This window comes from Pseudomonas sp. JV241A, assembly GCF_900275665.1.
Lineage (GTDB): Bacteria > Pseudomonadota > Gammaproteobacteria > Pseudomonadales > Pseudomonadaceae > Aquipseudomonas > Aquipseudomonas wadenswilerensis.
Map to the genome: position 1 here is coordinate 1 of NZ_OPYO01000028.1, position 22838 is coordinate 22838.

Below are 22838 nucleotides of genomic sequence, written 5' to 3' on the forward strand. Positions count from 1 at the left end.
TCGAGTAACCGCCGCAAATCTGCTCGCCTCACTGCCTGAACTGGGGCAGTTGGACCGCCGTCAGATCGCCGCTCTGGTGGGCGTAGCGCCTTACAACAACGATAGTGGTAGCCATCGAGGGCACCGCCAGATATGGGGTGGTCGGGCCCATGTAAGGCGAGTGCTGTACATGTCGAGCTGGATCATCATCCGTCACAACACAGAATTTAAAGCACGCTACGAAGCACTTCGGGCACGTGGCAAGTGCGCCAAGGTGGCACTCGTAGCTTGCATGCGGGTGCTGATTGTCAGGCTGAATGCAATGCTGCGGGACAATACCCCTTGGCGAGAGCAAACAGCCTGATCAAGACAGTTGCTCCCACAGACAGTTGCTCGCACAGCAATCACCATAAAAAAGCCCGGTCATGCGCAAGGCAGTGACCGGGCAGGTACACCCAAAGGAGCAACAGGTGTCAGGCGGGAAAATTCATTGCCGGCTCATGCCACCGCGGCGAGCTGCGCCTTGGCCTGGTTCAGGCCCTTCTCGTGGAAATCACCGCCCATGTTCAGGCCTTCGGCGTGGATGAAGGTCACGTCATGGATACCGATAAAGGCCATGACCTGGCGCAGGTAGGGTTCCTGGTGATCGCTGCTGGCGCCGGCATGGATGCCACCGCGGGCAGTGAGGATGTAGGCGCGCTTGCCGGTCAGCAGGCCCTGCGGCCCGGTTTCGGTGTACTTGAAGGTGATGCCGGCGCGCAGTACATGGTCCAGCCAGGCCTTGAGGGTGCTGGGGATGGTGAAGTTGTACATCGGCGCAGCCAGGACCAGTACATCGGCCGCCAGCACTTCATCGGTCAACTCGTTGGAGCGGGCCAGGGCCTGCAGCTCTTCGGCATTGCGCTGGGCTTCGGGCTTCATCCAGCCACCGAGCAGGTTGCCATCCAGGTGCGGCACCGGGTTGACGGCCAGGTCGCGCAGGGTGACCTGGTCGGCCGGGTGGGCGGCTTGCCACTGGCTGACGAAGTCACGGGTCAGTTGCCGGGAGATCGAGTCCTGCTGGCGGGCGCTGCTTTCGATGACGAGTACACGGGACATGGGGCTTGCCTCCATCGGCGAGTTCGGTAAGTCGATGGAGGCAAGATTAATGATTGACCTATCGATAAAAAAGCGTAAAAACTGGGTCCAATCTATCAGTTAAATTGTTTTATTGCGGTTTGCAGCTCAAGGCAATGCGCAGCTTGATGATTTCCCGGTTGAACTTGGCGGTGGCATCGACGCTTTTTTTCGCCGGCACCAGCACACGGCGCACCCGGGGCGCTTCCGGGCCGTTGCGGAAAGTCACCTTGCACTGCGCATCGACGTCGCCATAGTTATTGACGGTGATCGAACCGATATCACGGTCGGTGTCGTAGGTGGTGTAGTCGACCTTGACGCCGTCGATGTCCTTTTCCACGTCGATGGGATAGGCCAGGGCCGTGAGCGGAAGCAGGGCCAGCAATACAGCACAACATTTCTTCATACGACGCTCTCCATGAAAGAGCGCCAGCTTAGGACAACAGGAGCCGAAGATGAAAGCGCCGCGCGTAACCCTGGATCAGTGGCGGACCCTGCAGGCGGTGGTCGACCACGGTGGTTTTGCCCAGGCCGCGGAGGCCCTGCACCGCTCGCAATCCTCGGTGAGCTATACCGTGGCACGCATGCAGGACCAGCTCGGCGTACCGCTGCTGCGCATCGACGGGCGCAAGGCGGTACTCACCGAGGCCGGCAACGTGCTGCTGCGCCGCTCGCGGCAACTGGTCAAGCAGGCCAGCCAGCTTGAAGACCTGGCCCACCATATGGAACAGGGCTGGGAAGCCGAAGTGCGCCTGGTGGTCGATGCCGCCTACCCCAACGCCCGCCTGGTCCGCGCCTTGAGTGCGTTCATGCCGCAAAGCCGTGGCTGCCGGGTGCGCCTGCGTGAAGAGGTACTGTCCGGGGTCGAGGAAGTCCTGCATGAAGGCGTCGCCGACCTTGCCATCAGCGGCTTCAATATTTCCGGCTACCTGGGCACGGAGCTCAGTTCGGTCGAGTTCGTTGCCGTTGCCCACCCCGAACACAGCCTGCACCGCCTGGGTCGGGAGCTGAACTTCCAGGACCTGGAAAGCCAGTTGCAGGTGGTGATCCGCGACTCCGGCCGCGCGCAGCCCCGCGATGTCGGCTGGCTGGGCGCCGAACAGCGCTGGACCGTCGGCAGCCTGGCCACCGCCGCCACCTTCGTCAGCAGCGGTCTGGGCTTTGCCTGGTTGCCGCGCCACCTGATCGAACGCGAGCTGCGTGAAGGCCTGCTCAAGCCGTTACCGCTCGATCAGGGTGGCAGTCGCCACCCACTGTTCTACCTTTACTCGAACAAGGATAAACCCCTGGGCCCGGCGACGCAGATCCTCGTCGAGTTGCTGCGCAACTTCGACACCGCACCGCTGGATGTGCCCTTCGCCGCGCCCGCCCAAGCCTGACAGGAATCACGCCGATGGCCTACTTCGAACATGAAGGTTGCTCGCTGCACTACGAGGAATACGGCCAGGGCGAGCCGCTGGTGCTGCTGCACGGCCTGGGCTCCAGCTGCCTGGACTGGGAGATGCAGGTGCCGACGCTTGCCCACCACTACCGGGTGATCCTCATGGACATCCGTGGCCACGGCCGCTCCGACAAGCCGCGCGAGCGCTACAGCATCGCCAGCTTCAGCGCCGACCTGCTGGCCCTGCTCGAGCAGTTGCAGACCGGCCCGGTGCACCTGGTCGGCCTGTCCATGGGCGGCATGATCGGTTTCCAGTTTGCCGTCGATCACCCCGAGTGGCTGCGCAGCCTGTGCATCGTCAACAGCGCCCCGGAGGTCAAGCGCCGCAGCCGCAGCGACTGGATCTGGTGGGCCAAGCGCTGGGCCCTGGCCCGGGTGTTGAGCCTCGAAACCATCGGCAAGGGCCTGGCCGAGCGGTTGTTCCCCAAGCCGCAGCAGGCCGATTTGCGGCGCAAGATGGCCGAGCGCTGGGCCAAGAACGACAAACGCGCGTACCTGGCCAGTTTCGACGCCATTGTCGGCTGGGGCGTGGCGGAACGCCTGGGGCAGATTCGCTGTCCTACCCTGGTCATCAGCGCCGACCAGGATTACACCCCGGTACAACTTAAAGAGCGCTACGTTGCCCTGATTCCACAGGCACGGCTGGCGGTCATCGAAGATTCCCGGCACGCTACGCCCCTGGATCAACCTCACGTATTCAATCAGACGCTGCTGCAGTTCCTGGCGGCGTCCACCACCTCTCAAGGATCATTGAGCCCATGCTGAAAAAACTCCTGCTCGCCACCTGTTCAGTCGTCTTCGCCACCAGCCTGATGGCCGCCGAAAAAGCGCCTCATGTACTGCTGGATACCAGCTTCGGCCAGATCGAAATCGAACTGAACGAAACCAAGGCGCCGATCAGCAGCAAGAACTTCCTGCAATATGTGGACAGCGGCTTCTACAACAACACCGTCTTTCACCGGGTGATCCCGGGCTTCATGGTCCAGGGCGGTGGTTTCACCGAGCAGATGGTGCAAAAACCCACCAAGGACCCGATCCGCAACGAAGCCAGCAATGGCCTGCAGAACGTCCGTGGCACCCTGTCGATGGCGCGCACCTCCGACCCGAACTCGGCCACCAGCCAGTTCTTCATCAACGTCGCCGACAATGCCTTCCTCGACCCGGGCCGCGACCGTGGATACGCGGTGTTCGGCAAGGTCGTCAAAGGCATGGAAGTGGTCGACCAGATCGTCAACTCGCCAACCACAATGAAAAAAGGCATGCGCGATGTACCGGTCGACCCGGTGTTCATCAAGTCGGCCAAACGTATCGACTGACCTTGGGCTTCACAGGGACGTGAACCAGGCCCGAGGGTCGAACTGAACAGGAGTTACCGTTTTCATGCTGTTTCGCCGCTTCGAAAAGCTCATCGACATCTTCCGTGAGGCGCCTACTGCGGCGCCGCCCACCACGGTATGGCCGTTCTATGTGTACTACCTGCGCCAGGTCTGGCCGAGTTTTGCCGCGCTGCTGGTGATCGGATTCATCGGCGCATTGATCGAAGTGGCCCTTTTCAGTTACTTGAGCCGGATCATCGACCTGGCTCAAGGCACCCCTTCGCCTGATTTCTTCAGCGATCACGCTGCCGAACTGCTGTGGATGCTGGTGGTGGCGCTGATTCTGCGCCCGGTGTTTCTCGGCCTGCACGACCTTCTCGTACACCAGACCATCAGCCCGGGGATGACCAGCATGATCCGCTGGCAGAACCATACCTTCGTGCTCAAGCAGAGCCTGAACTTCTTCCAGAGCGATTTTGCCGGGCGCATCGCCCAGCGCATCATGCAGACCGGCAACTCGCTGCGCGACTCGGCGGTGCAGGCGGTGGACGCGCTGTGGCACGTGCTGATCTATGCGATCAGCTCGCTGGTGCTGTTTGCCGAGGCCGACTGGCGGCTGATGCTGCCGCTGATTACCTGGATTGCCTGCTACATCGGCGCACTTTGCTACTTCGTGCCACGGGTCAAGGCCCGGGCAGTCATCTCCTCCGATGCCCGCTCCAAGCTCATGGGCCGCATTGTCGATGGCTACACCAACATCGCCACGCTGAAACTCTTCGCCCACACCGACTTCGAGCAACAGTACGCCCGCGAAGCGATCAGCGAACAGACCGAAAAAACCCAACTGGCCGCCCGCGTGGTCACCAGCATGGACGTGGTCATCACCAGCCTCAACGGCCTGCTGATCGTCAGCACCACGGGCCTGGCGCTGTGGCTGTGGACCCAGTCGCTGATCACGGTCGGCGCCATCGCCCTGGCCACCGGCCTGGTGATCCGCATCGTCAACATGTCCGGCTGGATCATGTGGGTGGTCAACGGCATCTTCGAGAACATCGGCATGGTCCAGGACGGTCTGCAGACCATCGCCCAGCCGGTGAGCGTCACCGACTCGCCGAGCGCACCCAAGCTCAAGGTCGATCGCGGCGGGGTGAAGTTCGACAACGTCAGTTTTCACTATGGCAAGGGCAGCCGCATCATCGACAGCCTGAACCTGGACATCCGCCCTGGCGAGAAGATCGGCCTGATCGGCCCGTCCGGCGCGGGCAAGTCGACCTTGGTCAACCTGCTGCTGCGCCTCTACGACCTGGAAAGCGGGCGCATCCTCATCGATGGCCAGGACATCGCCCAGGTGACCCAGGCCAGCCTGCGTGCGCAGATCGGCATGATCACCCAGGACACCTCGCTGCTGCACCGCTCGATTCGCGAAAACCTGCTGTATGGCCGGCCCGACGCCACCGAAGAAGAGCTGTGGGAAGCCGTACGCCGGGCGCGTGCCGACGAGTTCATCCCGCAACTGTCCGATGCCCAGGGCCGTACCGGCTTCGATGCCCATGTGGGTGAGCGTGGGGTCAAGCTCTCCGGCGGCCAGCGTCAACGCATCGCCATTGCCCGGGTGCTGCTCAAGAATGCGCCGATCCTGATCATGGACGAGGCGACTTCAGCATTGGACTCGGAAGTTGAAGCAGCAATCCAGGAGAGCCTGGAAACCCTGATGCAAGGCAAGACCGTGATCGCCATTGCCCACCGGCTGTCGACCATTGCCCGCATGGACCGTCTGGTGGTGCTGGAGAAAGGCCGGATTGCCGAAATGGGCAGCCATTCGGAATTGCTCACGCATCAAGGGCTGTATGCACGGTTGTGGCATCACCAGACCGGGGGGTTTGTCGGGATCGACTGAACACCGTGGTGTCTTCATCGCTGGCAAGCCCGCTCCCACACAGGACCAGTGTGGGAGCGGGCTTGCCCCGCGATGAGGCCCTCAACCTTGCCGATAAGGCAAAGCCAAACGCGCTTCCCCGGCATACGCCAACACCCCTGCCCGCTCCTGCTCCAGGAATTCCTCCACCGCCCGGCGCAAGCCCGGGTGCAGCAGGTAATGCCAGGAGCGGGTGATCACCGGTTCAAACCCGCGAATCAACTTGTGCTCACCTTGCGCCCCGGCATCGAAACGCTGCAGGCCTTCGGCAATCGCCAGGTCCATGCCCTGGTAGAAACAGGTCTCGAAGTGCAGCCGGTCGAATTCGTCCAGGCACCCCCAGTAACGGCCATACAGGCTGCCACCACCGACCAGGCTGAAGGCCATGGCGACATCACGGCCGCCCTGACGAGCCATCACCACACGAATCGCAGCGGGCATGCGCTCAGCCAACAGGCTGAAGAACTCCCGGGTCAGGTAAGGCGCGCGACGGCGTACGGCATAGGTATTGGCATAACAGGCAAAGACGAAATCCCACTGTGCCTCGCTCAGTTCATCCGCGCGCAACCAATAAAACTCGATGCCCTGCCCCGCCACCTGTTCGCGCTCCTTGCGCATCTGCTTGCGCTTGCGTGAGCTCAAGGTGTCGAGAAAATCCTGGAAGTCGCGGTAGCCCTGGTTACGCCAATGAAACTGGCATCCCAGGCGCTCCATCCAGCCTTCGCGCTCGCGCATCAGCGCATCCGCCTGCGCATCGGTGAAGTTGATGTGGGCGCCGGACATCCCCTGTTCGAACAGCTCGTCGGTCAGTTGATCCACCAGCTCGGCCGCCGCCTGCGGGTCGCCAAGCAAGCGCGGGCCGGTCACCGGCGAGAACGGCACGGCGCAGAGCAGCTTGGGGTAATAGGCAATGCCTGCCCGCTCACAGGCATCGGCCCAGCCGTGGTCGAATACGTACTCGCCGAATGAATGGGTTTTCACATAGGCGGGCAAGGCGGCGCGCAACTGCCCGGCGCTGTCGGTCAGCAACTGGTGCGCCGGGCTCCAGCCGGTGTTGCGGCTGACGCTGCCGCTGTCCTCCAGACTGGACAGAAACGCGTGGCGCAGGAACGGTTGTTCGTCCGGCACCAGGGCATCCCAGGTGGCAGGCGTGAGTTCGGCAAGGTGTTGCAGGATGAGCTTGGGCATTGACGCAGTCTGCCTCGTCGCGCAGGCGAAAAAAAGCCCCGCGCAAGCGGGGCTGAAGATCTAACGGATGAGGAGCGGTGTTGCTTAGAACACGTACTGCGCGCGCATTACGAAACCGTCGCCGCTGTCGTCGCCGGCAGCGTTCTGGGCATTGTCGACCTTGGCCTTGACGTACACGCCGCTGAGTTTGATCGACTCGTTGGCGTACCAGTTCAGGCCGACGTTGTGGACCTTGCCTTCGATATCGCTGACGTTGGCAAACGCGCCGTTGTCGTCATCGACGCTCAGGTGGTCATAGCGGTAGAACACTTCCCAGGCACCGATCTGCTTGTTCGACGGCTTGATGCTGTCGAACTTGCCGAGCTTGTAGCCACGGGCCTCACCGGTGATGGTGTAGGCCAGCTGGCCGTAGTAGCCGTCAGCCTTGATGTCGGAGAACGCGGCGCTGTCGGCTTCGACCTCACGCTTGATGTATTCGCCCTGTACCGAGAACGGGCCCATGGCCCAGGCCGCTTCCAGCCCCCAGGCCTGGTCGGTGTCGTAGGCACCGGCCGGGGTGTTGTTCTGGCCACCCAGGGTCAGGCGGTTGCCATTGGTACCGGCATCCTGACCACCGTCGGTGCTCACCCCACGCATGCCCAGACGGCTGCGGATACGACCATCGAAAGCGGTGTCGGAAAGGTCACGCTGGGCGTAGTTGATACCGAAGTGCAGGACGTTGCCGGCTTCGTGCATCGGCGCGAAGACGCCGCGCAGGTTGAACTGCTTGGTGCTGTCGCCGTCCTTGTCCTGGTTGGTGGCGTCCTTGGCAAAGGCACCGACCGAACCATACAGCGAATCGCCGGCGTTACCCGACGCCTGGATACCCAGGCCGCCGTTGTGCGAGTTGGTCCAGTCGACCAGGTCGTAGGCAGCGGTACGTTCCTGCGCCGTCACCCACTTGGAGCTGGTGGCTTTTTCCAGACCGAATTCAGGGTCGAAACGACCGAACTTGATCGACACCGGCTTGAAGCCGTTGTAGGCCAGCGACGCTTCGTCGAAGTAGCCGTCTTCGGAACGGTTGTCACCACCGGAGTTGTGCGAGAAGTCGTAGGCGATCTGGTAGGCCCAGTCGGTGTACATCACGCCGCCCAGTTCCAGGTAGGCGCGGCGGAAGTAACCGGCGTCGGCGGTGTTGCCGTTGTTGGTGTAGAAACCGTCGAAACGGCTGTAGTCAGCCTGGATCCGACCGCCCAGCTTGAAGCTGAATTCCTTGTCGGTGGTAGCGACCTCGAGGCCACCCTTGGTCTTGACTACGATATCGGCGCCGTCGGTGGTCACGGTACCCGCAAAAGCCTGGGCGGTAACGGCCATGGCCAAGGCGCTGGCTACGAAACCTGCGAAGTGCTTACGGATCATCGAAGAAGCTCCCCTACTTTATGGTCTTGATAATGTTGAAAAAACACGCGGCTCAGGCCACTTGTGCTGGGGAGGAATCTTGGCGGGGGTGTATGTCAGATCAGTGGCTTTTAGATAAATGTTTTGTGACAGGGGAACTTTTTTACTTCGAAAGGAAATAAGCCGGAAAGCTCCGTTGCAGAGCCTCCCAAGCGTGATTCAGGAGTTTTTCAGTTCACGGGCCAGACGCTCGGCCAGGGCATCGCTGTCGACCACCGGTTCTTCCGGCAAGGCCCGTACCGTGGCCTGGGCCATGCGCATCTGCTTGAGAAAGCGGCGGCAATGGCGACAGAACATCAGGTGCTGGCGGACCATCAGACGCTCGCCCAGGGTCAGTTGCTCATCGAGATAGTCGCTGGAGCGGGCGACGAGTTCCTTGCAGCTCAGCATTGGCCGGTTTCCTCGAAATGTTCCAGGGTGGCGAAGACCTTCAGGCGCGCCCGATGCAGCAGCACGCGGACATTGGAGAGGGAAATCTCGAGAAGATTACAGATCTGCTCCAGCTCCAGGCCCTGTCGCTCGCGCAGCACCAGCACACTGCGTTGCAGCTGCGACAGGCTCAGCAGGGTGTGCTCCAGGCATTCACGCATCTGCTCACGACTGAGCATGGCCTCTGGCGTGTCTTCATGCCAGGCCGAAGGTCCTTGCAACCAGTGGCCATCGGTGGCGAAGCGCTCGTCACCGATCGTGCCATGGGGGCCTGGCAGGTCATCCAGGAGCACTTCGCGACGGTTCTGTTTGTAGCGGGTCTTGGCTGCGTTGGCGGTAATGGTAAGCAACCAGGTCTTGAGGCTCGAGCGCTGCTCGAATCCCTTGAGGTTACGTACCACCGCCAGCCAGGCGTCCTGTACCGCTTCGTCGGCATGCCGGCTGCCGACAATCGCGTAGGCGACGGCGCGCATGGCGCCCTGATAGGTGTCGACCAGTTCCTTGAACGCTTGTTGCTCACCCTTGAGCAGCCGCTCCAGCAAGCGGGCTTGTTGTTCGCCAGTCATCGCCATCCATCCATCGTTCTGCGGGTAGAGTCCGATTAGGCGGATTTGTTACAGCTAAAGCCATCAGCCAAGTGTCCCAGCACAGTAGGACACTTCGTAAGCAACTGAAGCTTAACGCTTGCGCAGGATCACGCTACCGATCGAATAACCGGCGCCGAACGAGCTGAGCACGCCCAGGGCACCCTGTGGCAGGTCATCCTGATGCTTGTGCAAGGCGATCACCGAGCCGGCCGAACTGGTGTTAGCGTAGCTGTCGAGGATCACCGGTGCCTCTTCTTCCAGCGCATCACGGCCGAGCAGTTTCTTGACGATCAAGTGGTTCATGCTCAGGTTGGCCTGGTGCAGCCAGAAGCGCTTGACGTCGCTGACGTTGAGGTTGTTCTCGGCCAGGTGCTGGCCGATCAGCTCGGCAACCATCGGGCAGACCTCGCGGAACACCTTGCGGCCTTCCTGGACGAACAACTTGTCGGGGGCGCCGATGCCCTCTTCGGCAGCACGGTTGAGGAAGCCGAAGTTGTTGCGGATGTTGTTCGAGAACTGGGTCAGCAGTTTGGTGCTGACAATGTCGAACTGGTGTTTGGAGGTGGCCAGGTCGGCGCGCTCCACCAGTACGGCCGTCGCTGCATCACCAAAGATGAAATGGCTGTCGCGGTCACGGAAGTTCAGGTGGCCGGTACAGATTTCCGGGCTGATCACCAGCACCGCGCGGGCCTGGCCCAGTTGCACGCTGTTGCAGGCGGTCTGGATGCCGAAGGTGGCCGACGAGCAGGCCACGTTCATGTCGAAACCAAAGCCGTTGATGCCCAGGGCCTGTTGCACTTCGATGGCAATGGCCGGGTACGGGCGCTGCAGATTGGAGCAGGCAACGATGACCGCATCGACGTCTGCGGCTGTGCGGCCGGCGCGTTGCAGGGCCTGCTCGGCGGCAGCCACGGCCATCTGGCAGAGGATCGACGGTTCGTCATTGGAGCGCTCTGGCAGGCGCGGCTTCATGCGCTGCGGGTCGAGGATGCCGTCCTTGTCCATGACGAAGCGGCTTTTGATGCCCGAGGCCTTTTCAATGAAGGCGGCGCTGGACTCGGCCAGGGCCTGGACCTCACCGCGCTCGATGGCGGCGGCGTTGTCGCGGTTGAACTGCTGCACGTAGGCGTTGAAGGATTCCACCAGCTCTTCGTTGGAAATGCTGTTGGCCGGGGTGTACAGGCCGGTGCCGCTGATGACGACGTTATGCACGGTCGTTCCTCTGTTCGGGGCCATTGCCAGCCCGGCAACGGCCTGTTCGGTCGGTTTGAATTGGTACCAAAGTACCAACTTTGACTGGCAATGACCCTGGCTTGCCGGGCCACTGCGCAGTGCTGCATGCGTGAGCCGCGCAGGCCCGGCAGGTAATTCCGGGGTGCGCGGCGTATATCAGCCAAGTGTGCCACAACTGCGGGGGTTTAGGCTTCCACCTGACTCCACTGCTTGCTCAGTCGCTTGTCGGAAACCGGCACCTTGGTGCCCAACTGCTGGGCGAACAACGACACCCGGTACTCCTCCAGCCACCAGCGGTACAGCTGCAGCTGCTCGTCGCGCTTGCCTTCCTGGGCGTGCTTGTCGAGGCGGGTCTGGTACTGGCTCCAGAGGTTGCCCAGTTCACCGCTCCAGACCCTGTCCTTCTGCACCTGGGCGCCGAGTTTCTCCAGGCGCAGCTCGATCGCCTTGAGGTAGCGCGGCAGCTCCTTGAGCCAGAGCCCCGGGGTTTCGCGGACAAAGCCCGGGTAGACCAGGTTGCCCAGCTGCTGCTTGATGTCGTTGAGGGCCACGGCCTGGGCCAGGTCGATCTTGCCCTTGAAGCGCTTTTGCAGGCCGTGCCAGAGCTTGAGGATTTCCAGGGTCAGACGCGCCAGGCGTTCGGCGTGCTCGGCCCAGCTACCGCGTTTGCGCTCGGCTAGCGAGGCCAGGCCTGCGCCATCACGCGGCAGGGTGCTTTCGCCTTCAAGGATGCAGCTGTCCAGGCTGGCCAGCAGGATATCTTCGACCAGCGCCTCGACCCGGCCCAGTTCACGGTACAACAGGCCCAGCTCGGTCAGCCCCGGCAGCTTGCCACGCAGGAACTTGGCCGGCTCCGCCAGTTGCTGCAGCAACAGGCGCTGCAAGGCGCGGCGGTGCTGGAATTCGGCTTCGGCCTGGGTCGAGAAACGCCCTTCCTTGACCGTGCCGTTTTCTTCCACCAAGGCCGGATAGACCGTCATCGACAGCCCGGCAAACTTCTGCTGCGCGGTCTCGGCCACCTGGGTGAAGGCCTTGGCCTGCACCGGCTGCTGGCTTTGTGCGGTCTGCGGTACCGCCAGAGCAGCCTGGCTGGCAGCGGCAAAGCGTGCAGTCAGCTCAGCCAGGTCGCGGCCTTCGCCGAGGAACTTGCCCTGGCCATCGACCACTTCCAGGTTCATTTTCAGATGGCTGTCGACCTGCGCGGCGGCTTCGACCCAGGCTTCATCGCTGACCCGCGCACCGGTCATGCGCAGCAGCTCGCGGCCCAGCGCCTGGGGCAACGAACCTTCGCCGAAGCTCATGCGTTGCAGCGCGGCCTTGACGAAGTCCGGCACCGGCACGAAGTTCTTGCGCAGCGCCTTGGGCAGGTTGCGCACCAGGGCGATGCACTTGGCTTCGAGCAGGCCCGGCACCAGCCACTCCAGGCGCTCGCCCGGCAGGCTTGGCAAGAGTGGCGCCGGCACCCGCACGGTGACGCCGTCGCGCGGATGGTTAGGCTCGAAGTGGTAGCTCAGGGCCAGGCTCAGGTCGCCCAGGCGCAGGGTGTCCGGGTACTGCGCGGCGGTGACTTCACTGGCTTCGCGGGCCAGCACGTCTTCCTCGCGCATGATCAGCAACTGCGGGTCTTTCTGGCTGGTGACCCGGTACCAGCTGTCGAAGGTTGCGGTCTGGTGGATCTCCGCCGGCAAGCGCGCTTCATAGAAGCCGTACAGGGTTTCTTCATCGGCGAGGATGTCGCGCCGACGGGCCTTGGCTTCCAGCTCGTCGAGTTGCTCCAGCAAGCGCCGGTTGGCGGTCAGGCATTTGGCTTTGGACTGGATCTCGCCACCCACCAGTGCCTCGCGGATAAACAGCTCGCGGGACATCACCGGGTCGACCGGGCCGTAATGCACTGGCCGCCGGCCGACCACGATCAGGCCATAGAGGGTGACCTGCTCGAAGGCCACCACCTGGCCGCGCTTCTTTTCCCAGTGCGGTTCGAAATGGTTCTTCTTGATCAGGTGCCCGGCCAGCGGCTCGATCCAGTCCGAATCGATCTTGGCCACCATGCGCGCATAGAGCTTGGTGGTTTCCACCAGCTCGGCGGTCATCAGCCACTGTGGACGCTTCTTGCCCAGGCCGGACGACGGGTGCACCCAGAAGCGCCGTTGACGGGCGCCGAGGTAGTCACCATCTTCGGTCTTCTGGCCGATCTGGCTGAGCAGGCCGGAAAGAATCGCCTTGTGCAGGCGCGGGTAGTCAGCAGGCTCTTTATTGATGCTCAACTGCAGGTCGCGGCAGATCAGGCTCAGCTGACGGTGAGCATCGCGCCACTCACGCAAACGCAGGTAGTTGAGGAAGTTCTTCCGGCACCAGTTGCGCAGCGGGCTGGCGGTCAGGGCCTGGCGTTGTTCTTCAAACCCACGCCACAAATTGACCAGCGCGGCGAAATCGGAGTCGACGTCCTTCCATTGCGCATGGGCCTGGTCCGCCGCTTGCTGGCGCTCCGGCGGACGCTCGCGCGGGTCTTGTACCGACAGCGCACTGGCGACGATCAACAGCTCGTTGAGGCTGCCCTGCTTGGCGCCTTCAAGGAGCATGCGGCCCAGCCGCGGGTCGACCGGCAAGCGCGCCAGTTGCCGGCCCAGGGGGGTCAGCTGGTTCTCGCGGTTGACCGCCGAGAGCTCCTGCAACAGATTGAAGCCGTCGCTGATGGCCTTGCCATCCGGCGGCTCGATGAACGGGAACGCGTCGATCTCGCCCAGGCGCAGGTGCAGCATCTGCAGGATGACCGCAGCAAGGTTGGTACGGAGGATTTCCGGGTCGGTAAAGGCCGGCCGCGCGTTGAAATCCTCTTCGCTGTACAGGCGCACGCAGATGCCCGGCTCGACCCGCCCGCAGCGGCCCTTGCGCTGGTTGGCGCTGGCCTGGGACACGGCTTCGATCGGCAGGCGCTGGACCTTGGCCCGGTAGCTGTAGCGGCTGATGCGTGCGGTGCCGCTGTCGATCACATAGCGAATGCCCGGAACCGTCAGCGAGGTTTCGGCGACGTTGGTGGCCAGCACCACACGCCGCCCGGGATGGGACTGGAAGATCTTTTGCTGCTCGGCGGGCGACAGGCGCGCGTACAACGGCAGGATCTCGGTGTGGCGCAACTGGGCCTTGCGCAGCATCTCGGCGGCGTCGCGAATCTCGCGCTCGCCCGGCAGGAACACCAGCACGTCACCCGGGCCCTTGCCCTGGCTGCGCTCGAAGGCGGCGATCTCGTCGAGGGTGGCGAGGATTGCCTGGTCAACGGTGAGGTCGTCCTCGACGCGGTTGCCCTCCTCGTCCTGCTCACTGGTTAACGGCCGATACCAGGTTTCCACCGGATAGGTGCGGCCCGACACTTCGATGATCGGCGCATCGTTGAAGTGCTTGGAGAAGCGCTCAAGGTCGATGGTCGCGGAAGTGATGATGACCTTGAGATCAGGGCGGCGTGGCAGCAGGGTCTTCAGGTAGCCGAGCAGAAAGTCGATGTTCAGGCTGCGCTCGTGGGCTTCGTCGACAATGATGGTGTCGTAGCGCTCAAGAAAACGGTCGTGCTGGGTTTCGGCCAGGAGGATGCCGTCGGTCATCAGCTTGACCAGGGTGTTGGCGTCGCTCTGGTCTTCAAAGCGCACCTGGTAGCCGACCAGCGCCCCCAGTGGCGTGCCGAGCTCTTCGGCGACCCGGGTGGCGACGCTGCGGGCGGCAATCCGCCGTGGCTGGGTATGGGCGATCAGGCCGTGCTGGCCGCGGCCCAGTTCCAGACAGATCTTCGGCAACTGGGTGGTTTTGCCCGAGCCGGTTTCGCCGGCAATGATCAACACCTGATGCTCGGCCAGGACCTTTTTGATCTCGTCACGCTTGGCCGCAATCGGCAGGCTGTCATCGTAACGGATGCTCGGCACGCTGGCCTTGCGCGCAGTGACCTGGGCGCAGGAGGCCTGCACCTTGTCGACCCACTGCGCAAGCTTCGCCTCATCCGGGCGCTTGCGCAGCTCGTGCAGCTGCCGGCGCAGGCGGTGACGCTCGGAAATCATGGCGTGGTCGAGGTTTTTCAGCAGTTGATCAATCGCGTGGTCAGTCATGGGGGCTTTTTAGTCGTGCAGGTGAGCCTGCTTTTGCATGATCGGCTTTTCAAGGGCTGCGATTGTCGCAGATTTGCCGACGCTCGGCACGGTTGCGGGCTGGCGAGCCATTGTTTAGCCAAGACTTACCTGAAGTTGTACAAAGGCTTATTTAATGAACCTTCCCCGGCATGGGAGTATCCAGGCATGACTTCGTCTCCCGGCTTGCCCCGTCCGCTGCTGCGCCCTTCGTTCCCGAAGGTGCGGGCATGCTGCGGGGAAAATCCGCTGGTGCACATCATTCTCGCCTTCTGGGCCTTGTGGCACTGCCGCCATGCCCGCCCACCGGACGCCCGCCTCGCTCTGCACTGAACCGTGCGGCCAGTTTCTGGCCGACCTTCTTTGTCGAAGACTGCCGCCTGACCGGCTAGGCAGTCCTGTGCGCCTGACGGCGCGAGCGAGAGCACCATGCAATTTGCCCCCATCGAGCAGGCCCGAACGTTCCTGGCCGCCAACCCCGATATCGAGATGATCGAGCTGTTCATCCTCGACGCCAATGGCGTGCCGCGCGGCAAGCTGCTGCATCGCGAAGAGCTGCTGGCGGTGTACGAAAGCGGTCGGCCATTGCCCAGCACCATCCTCGGCCTGACCCTTAACGGCGACGATGTGGAAAACTCCGGGCTAGTCTGGGATGTCGGCGATATCGACTGCCGCGCCTACCCCCTGGAACACAGCCTGGTGCGCCTGCCCTGGCGGCAGATCCCCACGGCGGCGCTGCAGGTCAGCATGCACCCCAGCGAAGGCCTGCCGGCAAGCATTGCCGACCCGCGCCACCTGCTGGTCAAGGTCATCGATGCACTGAAGGCCGAAGGTTACTACCCGGTAATGGCCTGCGAGCTTGAGTTCTACCTGCTCGACCAGAAGCGCGACAGCCATGGCCGACCGCAACCGGCACTGGACAGCGACGGCGGCCGGCCGCGGGGCACCCAGGTCTATGGCCTGCGCGAGCTGGAACAGATCGAGCCGTTTCTCGCCGACCTCTATGCCGCTTGCAAAGCCCAGGGCATTCCGGCGCGCACGGCGATTTCCGAATATGCCCCGGGCCAGGTGGAAATCACCCTGGAACATGGCGATGCGCTGCTGGCCATGGACCAGGCGGTGCGCTACAAGCGCCTGGTCAAGGGCGTGGCGCACAAGCACGGGATGCAGGCCTGCTTCATGGCCAAGCCGTTCGATCACCTGGCGGGCACCGGCATGCACATGCACGTGAGCCTGGCCGATGCCCAGGGCAACAACCTCTACGCCAGTGAAGACAAGGCCGGCACGCCACTGCTGCGCCAGTCGGTGGCCGGCATGCTCAAGCTGCTGCTCGATTCGCTGCTGCTGTTCTGCCCCAATGCCAACTCCTACCGACGCTTCCAGGCCAACAGCTATGCGCCGCTGGCACCGACCTGGGGGGTCGACAACCGTACCGTCAGCCTGCGAGTGCCAGGCGGCCCGGCCAACAGCCGACACATCGAGCACCGCATCTGCGGCGCCGACGCCAACCCGTACCTGGCTGCCGCAGCCATCCTTGCCAGCCTGCATCACGGCATCCGCCAACAGCTCGACCCGGGCGCGCCGGTCGAGGGCAATGGCTACGCCCAGGCCACCGAACTGCTGCCCACCGACTGGCTGACTTCGCTCACCGCCCTGGAGCGCTCGAGCTGGGCCCGCGAGGCCTTCGGCGCCGAATTCCTCGGTGTTTATCTGGCGGTCAAGCGTGCCGAGTACCGCCAGTTCATGGCCGAGGTCGGCGAACAGGACTGGCGCTGGTACCTGACCCAGGCCTGACTCTTTATTTTTGCGCCAAGGATTTTTTGTCATGAATGCAGCCGTGAATGCCGGCCCTGCCCAGCGCAGTGCCTCCTACTACACCGCAAGCCTCAACGACGCCACCCAGTATCCGACCCTCAAGGGCACGGTGAAGGTCGATGTGGCAATCATCGGCGGTGGCTTTACCGGGGTCGCCAGCGCCGTGGAGCTGGCCGAACGCGGCCTGAAGGTCGCCATTGTCGAAACCAATCGCATCGGCTGGGGCGCCAGCGGGCGCAACGGCGGCCAGGTCACCGGCAGCCTCTCGGGCGATGAAGCGATGCGCAAGCAGATGCGCGACAAGCTCGGGGACGAGGTCGATGACTTCATCTGGCACCTGCGCTGGCGCGGCCACCAGATCATCGAGCAAAGGGTTGAACGCTACGGCATCGACTGCGACCTCAAGCGCGGCCACCTGCACGCGGCGATGAAAGCTTCGCACATGGGCGAACTACGCGCCTTCGCCGCCGAGGCCGAGCGCCGTGGCATGGCTGATCAGGTCGAGCTGCTCGACCAGAGCGCCATGCGCGAACACCTGCAAAGCCCGCTGTACCTCGGCGCCCTGAAAAACCGCCGCAACCTGCACCTGCACCCGCTCAACCTGTGCCTGGGTGAAGCCCGTGCCGCGCATAGCCTGGGTGCACTGATCTTCGAAAACTCCGAGGTGCTGGACATCGTTCATGGCGATCAACCGGCGCTGGTGACTGCCCACGGGCGGGTCGAGGCCAAGCAGATCCTGCTGGCCGGCGACGTCTATCACAAACTGGAAAAGCGCCAGCTCAAGGGCAAGATCTTCCCGGCCATGGGCGGCATCGTCACCACCGCGCCACTGGGTGACTTGGCCGCGCAGATCAACCCCCACGACCTGGCGGTGTACGACTGCCGCTTCGTCCTCGACTACTACCGGCTGACCGCCGATGGCCGCCTGCTGTTCGGCGGTGGTGCCAACTATTCCGGGCGCGATTCACGGGATATCGCCGGTGAACTGCGCCCGTGCATCGAGCGCACGTTTCCGGTGCTCAAGGGCGTGCCGATCGAGTTCCAGTGGAGTTGCGCGATGGGTATCGTGGTCAACCGCATCCCGCAACTGGGCAAGCTTTCGGATAACGTCTGGTACTGCCAGGGTTATTCCGGGCACGGCATCGCCACCAGCCATATCATGGGCGAAATCATGGCCGAAGCACTGACCGGGACACTGGAGAAATTCGATACCTTTGCCGGCTGCAAACACATCAAGGTGCCGATGGGCGATGTGCTGGGCAATCCGTTGCTGGCGGCGGGGATGTGGTATTACCAGATGCTCGAAAAATTGCGCTGAAACCATCGCTGGCAAGCCAGCTCCCACAAGGTCTAATTACACCGTACCTGTGGGAGCTGGCTTGCCAGCGATCGAGCGCGAAGCGTTCGCCTGAAACTCAGGCGATCTTCTTCAGGCCCAGCTTCTTCAGCTCTTCATCACGCAGTTCACGGCGCAGGATCTTGCCAACGTTGGTGGTCGGCAGCGCATCGCGGAACTCGACGAAGCGCGGTACCTTGTAGCCGGTGACATTGGCACGCATGTGCTCCATCACCTGCTCCTTGGTCACCGTCATGCCCGGCTTGACCACGATGAAGATCTTGATCACTTCACCGGACTTCTCGTCCGGCACGCCGATGGCTGCACACTGCAGCACGCCCGGCAAGGCCGCCAGCACATCTTCGAGTTCGTTCGGATAGACGTTGAAACCGGAGACCAGGATCATGTCCTTCTTGCGATCGACGATGCGCATGTAGCCGTCGGTCTGGATCAGGGCGATGTCACCGGTCTTCAGCCAGCCATCGCTGTCGAGGATCTCGTTGGTGGCGTCTTCACGCTGCCAGTAGCCCTTCATCACCTGCGGCCCTTTCACGCACAACTCGCCGATTTCGCCCAGGGCCAGTTCGACACCGGCGTCGTCGATGATCTTGCACAGGGTCGAGGGCATCGGAATACCGATGGTGCCGATCTGGTTCTGCTCGGCCGGGTTGACCGCTGCCACCGGGCTGGTTTCGGTCATGCCGTAACCTTCGCAGATGGCGCATCCGGTCACTGCCTTCCAGCGCTCGGCGACACTCATCTGCAGCGCCATACCGCCCGACAGGGTGATCTTCAGGCCGGAGAAATCCAGCTTGCGGAAATTCTCGTTGTTGCACAGGGCGACGAACAAGGTGTTCAAACCGACAAAGCCGCTGAACTTCCACTTGCCCAGTTCCTTGACCATCGCCGGCAAGTCGCGCGGGTTGCTGATCAGGATGTTGTGGCTGCCGATCAGCATCATCGCCATGCAGTGAAAGGTGAACGCGTAGATGTGGTACAGCGGCAGAGGGGTGATCAGGATCTCGCAACCTTCGTTGAGGTTCGAGCCCATCAGCGCCCGGCATTGCAGCATGTTGGCCACCAGGTTGCGGTGGGTCAGCATTGCGCCCTTGGCCACCCCGGTAGTACCGCCGGTGTACTGCAACACGGCGACGTCGTTACTGTCCGGATTGGCTTCCTGAACAGCCTTGCCACGACCTTTGCTCAACACATCGTTGAACTTGACCGCCTTGGGCAGGTTGTACGCCGGAACCATTTTCTTCACGTACTTGATCACGCTGTTGATCAACAAGCGTTTAACCGGTGGCAACAAGTCGGCCACTTCGGTGACAATAACGTGTTTGACCTGGGTCTTGGGCACCACCTTCTCGGCCAGGTGCGCCATGTTCGCCAGGCAGACCAGCGCCTTGGCGCCGGAATCGTTGAACTGGTGTTCCAATTCCCGCGCGGTATACAACGGGTTGGTGTTGACCACGATCAGGCCCGCACGCAGGGCACCGAAGACGGCAACGGGGTATTGCAGAACGTTGGGCAGCTGCACGGCAATACGATCACCCGGCTGCAGGTCGGTATGCTGTTGCAGGTAAGCGGCAAAGGCCCCCGACAACTCATACAACTCGCCGTATGTAATGGTTTTGCCCAGGTTGCTAAAGGCCGGTTTATCGGCAAAGCGTTGGCAAGACTGCTTCAATACCGCCTGAATATTCGGATACTCATCAGGATTGATTTGCGAGGCAATCCCGGCTGGGTACTTATCCTTCCAAAAATTTTCGATCATGGAAGCCCACTCCTCCAGCAGCAGCGAATTCTTCACCGCAGTCGATGCGATTATTATTGATATAAGATTACGGTTTATTGCAAACCTGATAATCCGAAGCGGGCCGAGAGTAGCAGCTTTGCCAAGGGCCGCCTAGAGCTAAAGTAGCCCGAACAGTCACGTAAATGACTCTTGATTATGTCGTAGTCATTTTTAGAGTAAAAATTCTAAAGCGCGTTGTTGGAGCGGGCTTGCCCCGCGATAGCGCCCTGTCTGGCACGGCACATCGCGGGGCAAGCCCGCTCCCACAGTGACTCATCGCCGCCGTCAGGCTATATCCCGAAGCTCCCTGCGCAAAATCTTGCCCACCGCCGTCATCGGCAACGAGTCCCTCAACACAATGTGCTTGGGCACCTTGTAGCCAGTGAAGTTGGCCTTGCAATAAGCCTTCAGCTCTTCAAGGCTCACCCCACCCTCGCGCGGCACCACGAACAGCTTCACCGCCTCGCCCGAACGCTCATCAGGGACGCCGATCACCGCGCAACTGGCCACTTGCGGATGGCTCATCACCACCTCTTCGATCTCGTTCGGATACACGTTGAAACCCGAGACGATGATCATGTCCTTCTTGCGGTCGACGATACGGGTAAAGCCATCCGGGTCGATCACGGCAATATCGCCAGTCTTGAACCAGCCTTCGCTGTCCAGCGCCTCGGCGGTCGCCTCGGGGTGCTGCCAGTAGCCCTTCATTACCTGCGGGCCCTTGATGCACAGCTCGCCGCGCTCTCCAAAGGGTTGCTCCTCCCCCTCATCGTCAATGACCTTGAACGCCGTGCCCGGCACCGGAATGCCCACGGTCCCCAGGCGCGCCAGCTGGCCATAAGGGTTGGTACTGGCCACCGGCGAGGTCTCGGTCAGGCCGTAGCCTTCGACAATGCGGCAACCGGTGATGCTCTCCCAACGCTCGGCGGTGGCGCTGACCAGTGCGGTACCACCGGAATTGGTCACTTTCAGCGCCGAGAAGTCGAGGTTCTTGAACTCGGGGTGGTTCATCAGCGCCACGAACAGGGTGTTAAGCCCCAGCAGTGCAGAGAACTTCCACTTTTTCAGCTCCTTGACGAAGCCGGGGATGTCCCGCGGGTTGGTGATCAGCACGTTGTGGTTGCCGGTGACCATCATGCACATGCAGTTCGCGGTGAAGGCATAGATATGGTAGAGCGGCAGCGGTGCGATCATCACCTCCTGCCCCTCCTTGATCAGGCGCTGGCCATCAGGCCCATGCTGGGAGAAACACGCCAGCACCTGGAGCATGTTGGCCACCAGGTTACCGTGGGTCAGCATCGCGCCCTTGGCCATGCCCGTGGTGCCGCCGGTGTACTGCAACACGGCGATGTCGTCGAGGCTCAGCGATACCGGCTTGAGCGACTGGCCACGGCCCTGGGCCAGGGCGCTCTTGAATGGCACAGCCTGTGGCAGGCGGTAGTCCGGGACCATCTTCTTGACCTTGCTGACGATGGTATTGACCAGCCAGCCCTTGGCCGTCGGCAGCATGTCGCCCATCTTCGCTTCGATGAGGAATTCAATGCCGGTGTCCGGCAGCACCTCCTGCACCAGCTTGCCGAACATGTTCAGGTACACCAGCGCCCTGGCGCCGGAGTCCTTGAACTGGTGGCGCATCTCGCGGGCGGTGTACAGCGGGTTGGTGTTGACCACGATCAGCCCGGCGCGCATGGCGCCGAATACGGCGATGGGGTACTGCAGCACGTTGGGCATCTGTACCGCGATGCGGTCGCCCGGCACCAGGTCGGTGTGCTGCTGCAGGTAAGCGGCGAAGGCCGCGGAATAGCGTTCGAGTTCGGCGTAGCTCAGGGTCACCCCGAGGTTGCTGAACGCCGGGCGGTCAGCAAACTTCTTGCAGGAGCGTTCGAACACTTCGACCACTGACTTGTAAGCGTTTATGTCAATTTGCGAAGGAACGCCTGCCGGGCGCTTGTCATTCCAGAAATCAGCTTGCATTTATTCTTGTCCTCATACCTGAGCCGTTCCGGCCCCCTTGCCTGCTTGGCGAAGAAGGTGCTCTGCCGACGTTAGCAGGTATGTCGCAGGTGGCAAATACGCCAAGCGCTGTCATTAACATTGTGAATCTTATTGCTGATGACCCTGCGATTGTGTGCCTGGGTTATACACTGTGCTGACTCACCGACTTGCGTGCACAAGGACCCGCCATGCACCACGACGCGTTCTGGCTTCCGGCCAGCGATCACTGCAGCCTCTACGTTTATCAATGGCTGCCGGCCACGCCGATCAAGGCGGTGGTGCTGCTGGCCCACGGCATGGCCGAGCATGCCGGGCGCTATCAACGCCTGGGCGAGGCGCTCAGCAAGGCCGGCTACGCCCTGTTCGCCCATGACCAGCGCGGCCATGGGCGCACCGCCGAACTTGGCACTTTAGGCCTGTTCGCCCGACACAATGGCTGGAACAGCGTAGTCAACGATCTGGGCCCGCTCAGCCAGCACATCGGCCAGCAGTTTCCGGGCACACCGGTATTCCTGTTTGGCCACAGCATGGGCAGCTACATCGCCCAGGCTTACCTGATGCACCATGGCGCCAGCCTGCAAGGCGCGATTCTCAGCGGCTCGAACTTCCAACCCCCTGCCCTGTACCGAACGGCTTGCCTGATTGCCCGCTTCGAAGCCTGGCGCCAGGGTCCGCTGGGGCACAGCGCGCTGATCGAGTGGTTGTCGTTCGGCTCGTTCAACAAGGCCTTCAAGCCCAACCGCACCGCCTTCGACTGGCTCAGCCGCGACAACGACGAAGTCGACAAGTATGCTGCCGATCCGTTGTGCGGCTTTCGCTGCAGCAACCGTTTGTGGATCGACCTGCTGATGGGCCTGGAGCAAATCAGCCAGCCGCGTAACCTGGCGCAGATCGATCCGAACCTGCCGATCCTGGTGATGGGCGGTGAATGTGATCCGGTCAGTGCCGGCAAGCGTCTCAAGGATCTGGCGGGTGCCTTGCGCCTGGCCGGCAATCAGCATGTGCAGCTGCAGCTCTACCCCCAGGCGCGGCATGAGCTGCTCAACGAAACCAACCGTGACGAGGTCACGGCCGCCATCATCGACTGGCTGGACCAGGCCCTGGCTATTGGCCGCCCCGCCCGCAGCGAATGACGACCGCCCCG

General features: G+C 62.3%; 19 protein-coding genes. 9 read left to right on the top strand and 10 right to left on the bottom strand.

Annotated features, from left to right (window positions below; all coding sequences use genetic code 11):
• A partial coding sequence (locus JV241A_RS17615; RefSeq protein WP_134063742.1) for a transposase occupies positions 1-343 on the top strand: 343 nt, incomplete at its 5' end.
• 134 nt (positions 344-477) lie between these two features.
• On the opposite strand, the gene JV241A_RS17620 is transcribed toward JV241A_RS17615, so the two are convergent.
• Both JV241A_RS17620 and JV241A_RS17625 read right to left on the bottom strand, forming a co-directional pair.
• Positions 478-1077 carry an FMN-dependent NADH-azoreductase gene (locus JV241A_RS17620; protein WP_010223065.1) on the bottom strand — a complete coding sequence of 200 codons (600 nt, stop codon included), beginning with the start codon at positions 1075-1077 and terminating at the stop codon, positions 478-480.
• Between the two features lie 109 nt (positions 1078-1186).
• Positions 1187-1501 carry a 3-phosphoglycerate kinase gene (locus JV241A_RS17625; protein WP_115088191.1) on the bottom strand — a complete coding sequence of 105 codons (315 nt, stop codon included), beginning with the start codon at positions 1499-1501 and terminating at the stop codon, positions 1187-1189.
• Positions 1502-1550: 49 nt separating this feature from the next.
• On the opposite strand from JV241A_RS17625, the gene JV241A_RS17630 reads away from it, so the two are divergent.
• From JV241A_RS17630 to JV241A_RS17645, 4 genes are all read left to right on the top strand, one after another.
• On the top strand, positions 1551-2474 hold the full coding sequence (locus JV241A_RS17630; protein WP_038996518.1) for a LysR family transcriptional regulator: 924 nt from the start codon (positions 1551-1553) through the stop codon (positions 2472-2474).
• 14 nt (positions 2475-2488) lie between these two features.
• A complete protein-coding gene (locus tag JV241A_RS17635) occupies positions 2489-3301 on the top strand; it encodes an alpha/beta hydrolase (RefSeq protein WP_134063743.1) in 813 nt (270 codons plus the stop codon).
• Positions 3295-3852 carry a peptidylprolyl isomerase gene (locus JV241A_RS17640; protein ID WP_115088193.1) on the top strand — a complete coding sequence of 186 codons (558 nt, stop codon included), beginning with the start codon at positions 3295-3297 and terminating at the stop codon, positions 3850-3852. Before JV241A_RS17635 ends, JV241A_RS17640 begins: the two co-directional genes overlap by 7 nt.
• Before the next feature lie 64 nt (positions 3853-3916).
• Positions 3917-5749: an ABC transporter ATP-binding protein gene (locus tag JV241A_RS17645; RefSeq protein WP_115088194.1), complete on the top strand. Its 1833-nt coding sequence runs from the start codon at positions 3917-3919 to the stop codon at positions 5747-5749.
• Positions 5750-5830: 81 nt separating this feature from the next.
• Here the strand turns inward: JV241A_RS17645 and JV241A_RS17650 are convergent, their stop codons facing one another.
• The 6 genes from JV241A_RS17650 to hrpA form a co-directional block, all read right to left on the bottom strand.
• Positions 5831-6955, bottom strand: coding sequence for a GNAT family N-acetyltransferase (locus JV241A_RS17650; RefSeq protein ID WP_134063744.1), 1125 nt, complete (start codon positions 6953-6955; stop codon positions 5831-5833).
• Between the two features lie 84 nt (positions 6956-7039).
• Entirely contained in the window at positions 7040-8353 is a 1314-nt protein-coding gene (locus JV241A_RS17655; RefSeq protein ID WP_115088196.1) for an OprO/OprP family phosphate-selective porin, read from the bottom strand.
• A gap of 198 nt (positions 8354-8551) precedes the next feature.
• Positions 8552-8782 (bottom strand): zf-HC2 domain-containing protein, encoded by a 231-nt coding sequence (locus JV241A_RS17660; protein ID WP_115088197.1) that lies wholly within the window; start codon positions 8780-8782, stop codon positions 8552-8554.
• The gene (locus JV241A_RS17665) at positions 8776-9387 is read right to left on the bottom strand and encodes an RNA polymerase sigma factor (RefSeq protein ID WP_115088198.1); all 612 of its coding nucleotides are present in this window, start codon (positions 9385-9387) and stop codon (positions 8776-8778) included. The genes JV241A_RS17660 and JV241A_RS17665 overlap by 7 nt, the downstream gene beginning before the upstream one ends.
• Before the next feature lie 111 nt (positions 9388-9498).
• Positions 9499-10620, bottom strand: a complete 1122-nt coding sequence (locus JV241A_RS17670) for a beta-ketoacyl-ACP synthase III (protein ID WP_115088199.1) — start codon at positions 10618-10620, stop codon at positions 9499-9501.
• A gap of 206 nt (positions 10621-10826) precedes the next feature.
• The gene (gene hrpA, locus JV241A_RS17675) at positions 10827-14732 is read right to left on the bottom strand and encodes an ATP-dependent RNA helicase HrpA (RefSeq protein WP_134063746.1); all 3906 of its coding nucleotides are present in this window, start codon (positions 14730-14732) and stop codon (positions 10827-10829) included.
• A gap of 186 nt (positions 14733-14918) precedes the next feature.
• Between hrpA and JV241A_RS27475 the strand changes: the two genes are divergently transcribed.
• From JV241A_RS27475 to JV241A_RS17685, 3 genes are all read left to right on the top strand, one after another.
• A complete protein-coding gene (locus JV241A_RS27475; RefSeq protein WP_166675713.1) occupies positions 14919-15083 on the top strand; it encodes a hypothetical protein in 165 nt (54 codons plus the stop codon).
• Positions 15084-15179: 96 nt separating this feature from the next.
• Complete coding sequence (locus JV241A_RS17680) at positions 15180-16544, top strand: glutamine synthetase family protein (RefSeq protein ID WP_134063748.1); 1365 nt, start codon at positions 15180-15182, stop codon at positions 16542-16544.
• 31 nt (positions 16545-16575) lie between these two features.
• The gene (locus JV241A_RS17685; RefSeq protein ID WP_134063750.1) at positions 16576-17883 is read left to right on the top strand and encodes an FAD-binding oxidoreductase; all 1308 of its coding nucleotides are present in this window, start codon (positions 16576-16578) and stop codon (positions 17881-17883) included.
• Positions 17884-17980: 97 nt separating this feature from the next.
• On the opposite strand, the gene fadD1 is transcribed toward JV241A_RS17685, so the two are convergent.
• Both fadD1 and fadD2 read right to left on the bottom strand, forming a co-directional pair.
• On the bottom strand, positions 17981-19678 hold the full coding sequence (fadD1, locus tag JV241A_RS17690) for a long-chain-fatty-acid--CoA ligase FadD1 (protein WP_115088203.1): 1698 nt from the start codon (positions 19676-19678) through the stop codon (positions 17981-17983).
• Between the two features lie 306 nt (positions 19679-19984).
• Positions 19985-21673 (bottom strand): long-chain-fatty-acid--CoA ligase FadD2, encoded by a 1689-nt coding sequence (fadD2, locus tag JV241A_RS17695; RefSeq protein WP_134063752.1) that lies wholly within the window; start codon positions 21671-21673, stop codon positions 19985-19987.
• A 209-nt stretch (positions 21674-21882) separates the two neighbouring features.
• On the opposite strand from fadD2, the gene JV241A_RS17700 reads away from it, so the two are divergent.
• Positions 21883-22827, top strand: a complete 945-nt coding sequence (locus tag JV241A_RS17700) for an alpha/beta hydrolase (RefSeq protein ID WP_134063754.1) — start codon at positions 21883-21885, stop codon at positions 22825-22827.
• The last annotated feature ends 11 nt before the right edge of the window (positions 22828-22838 follow it).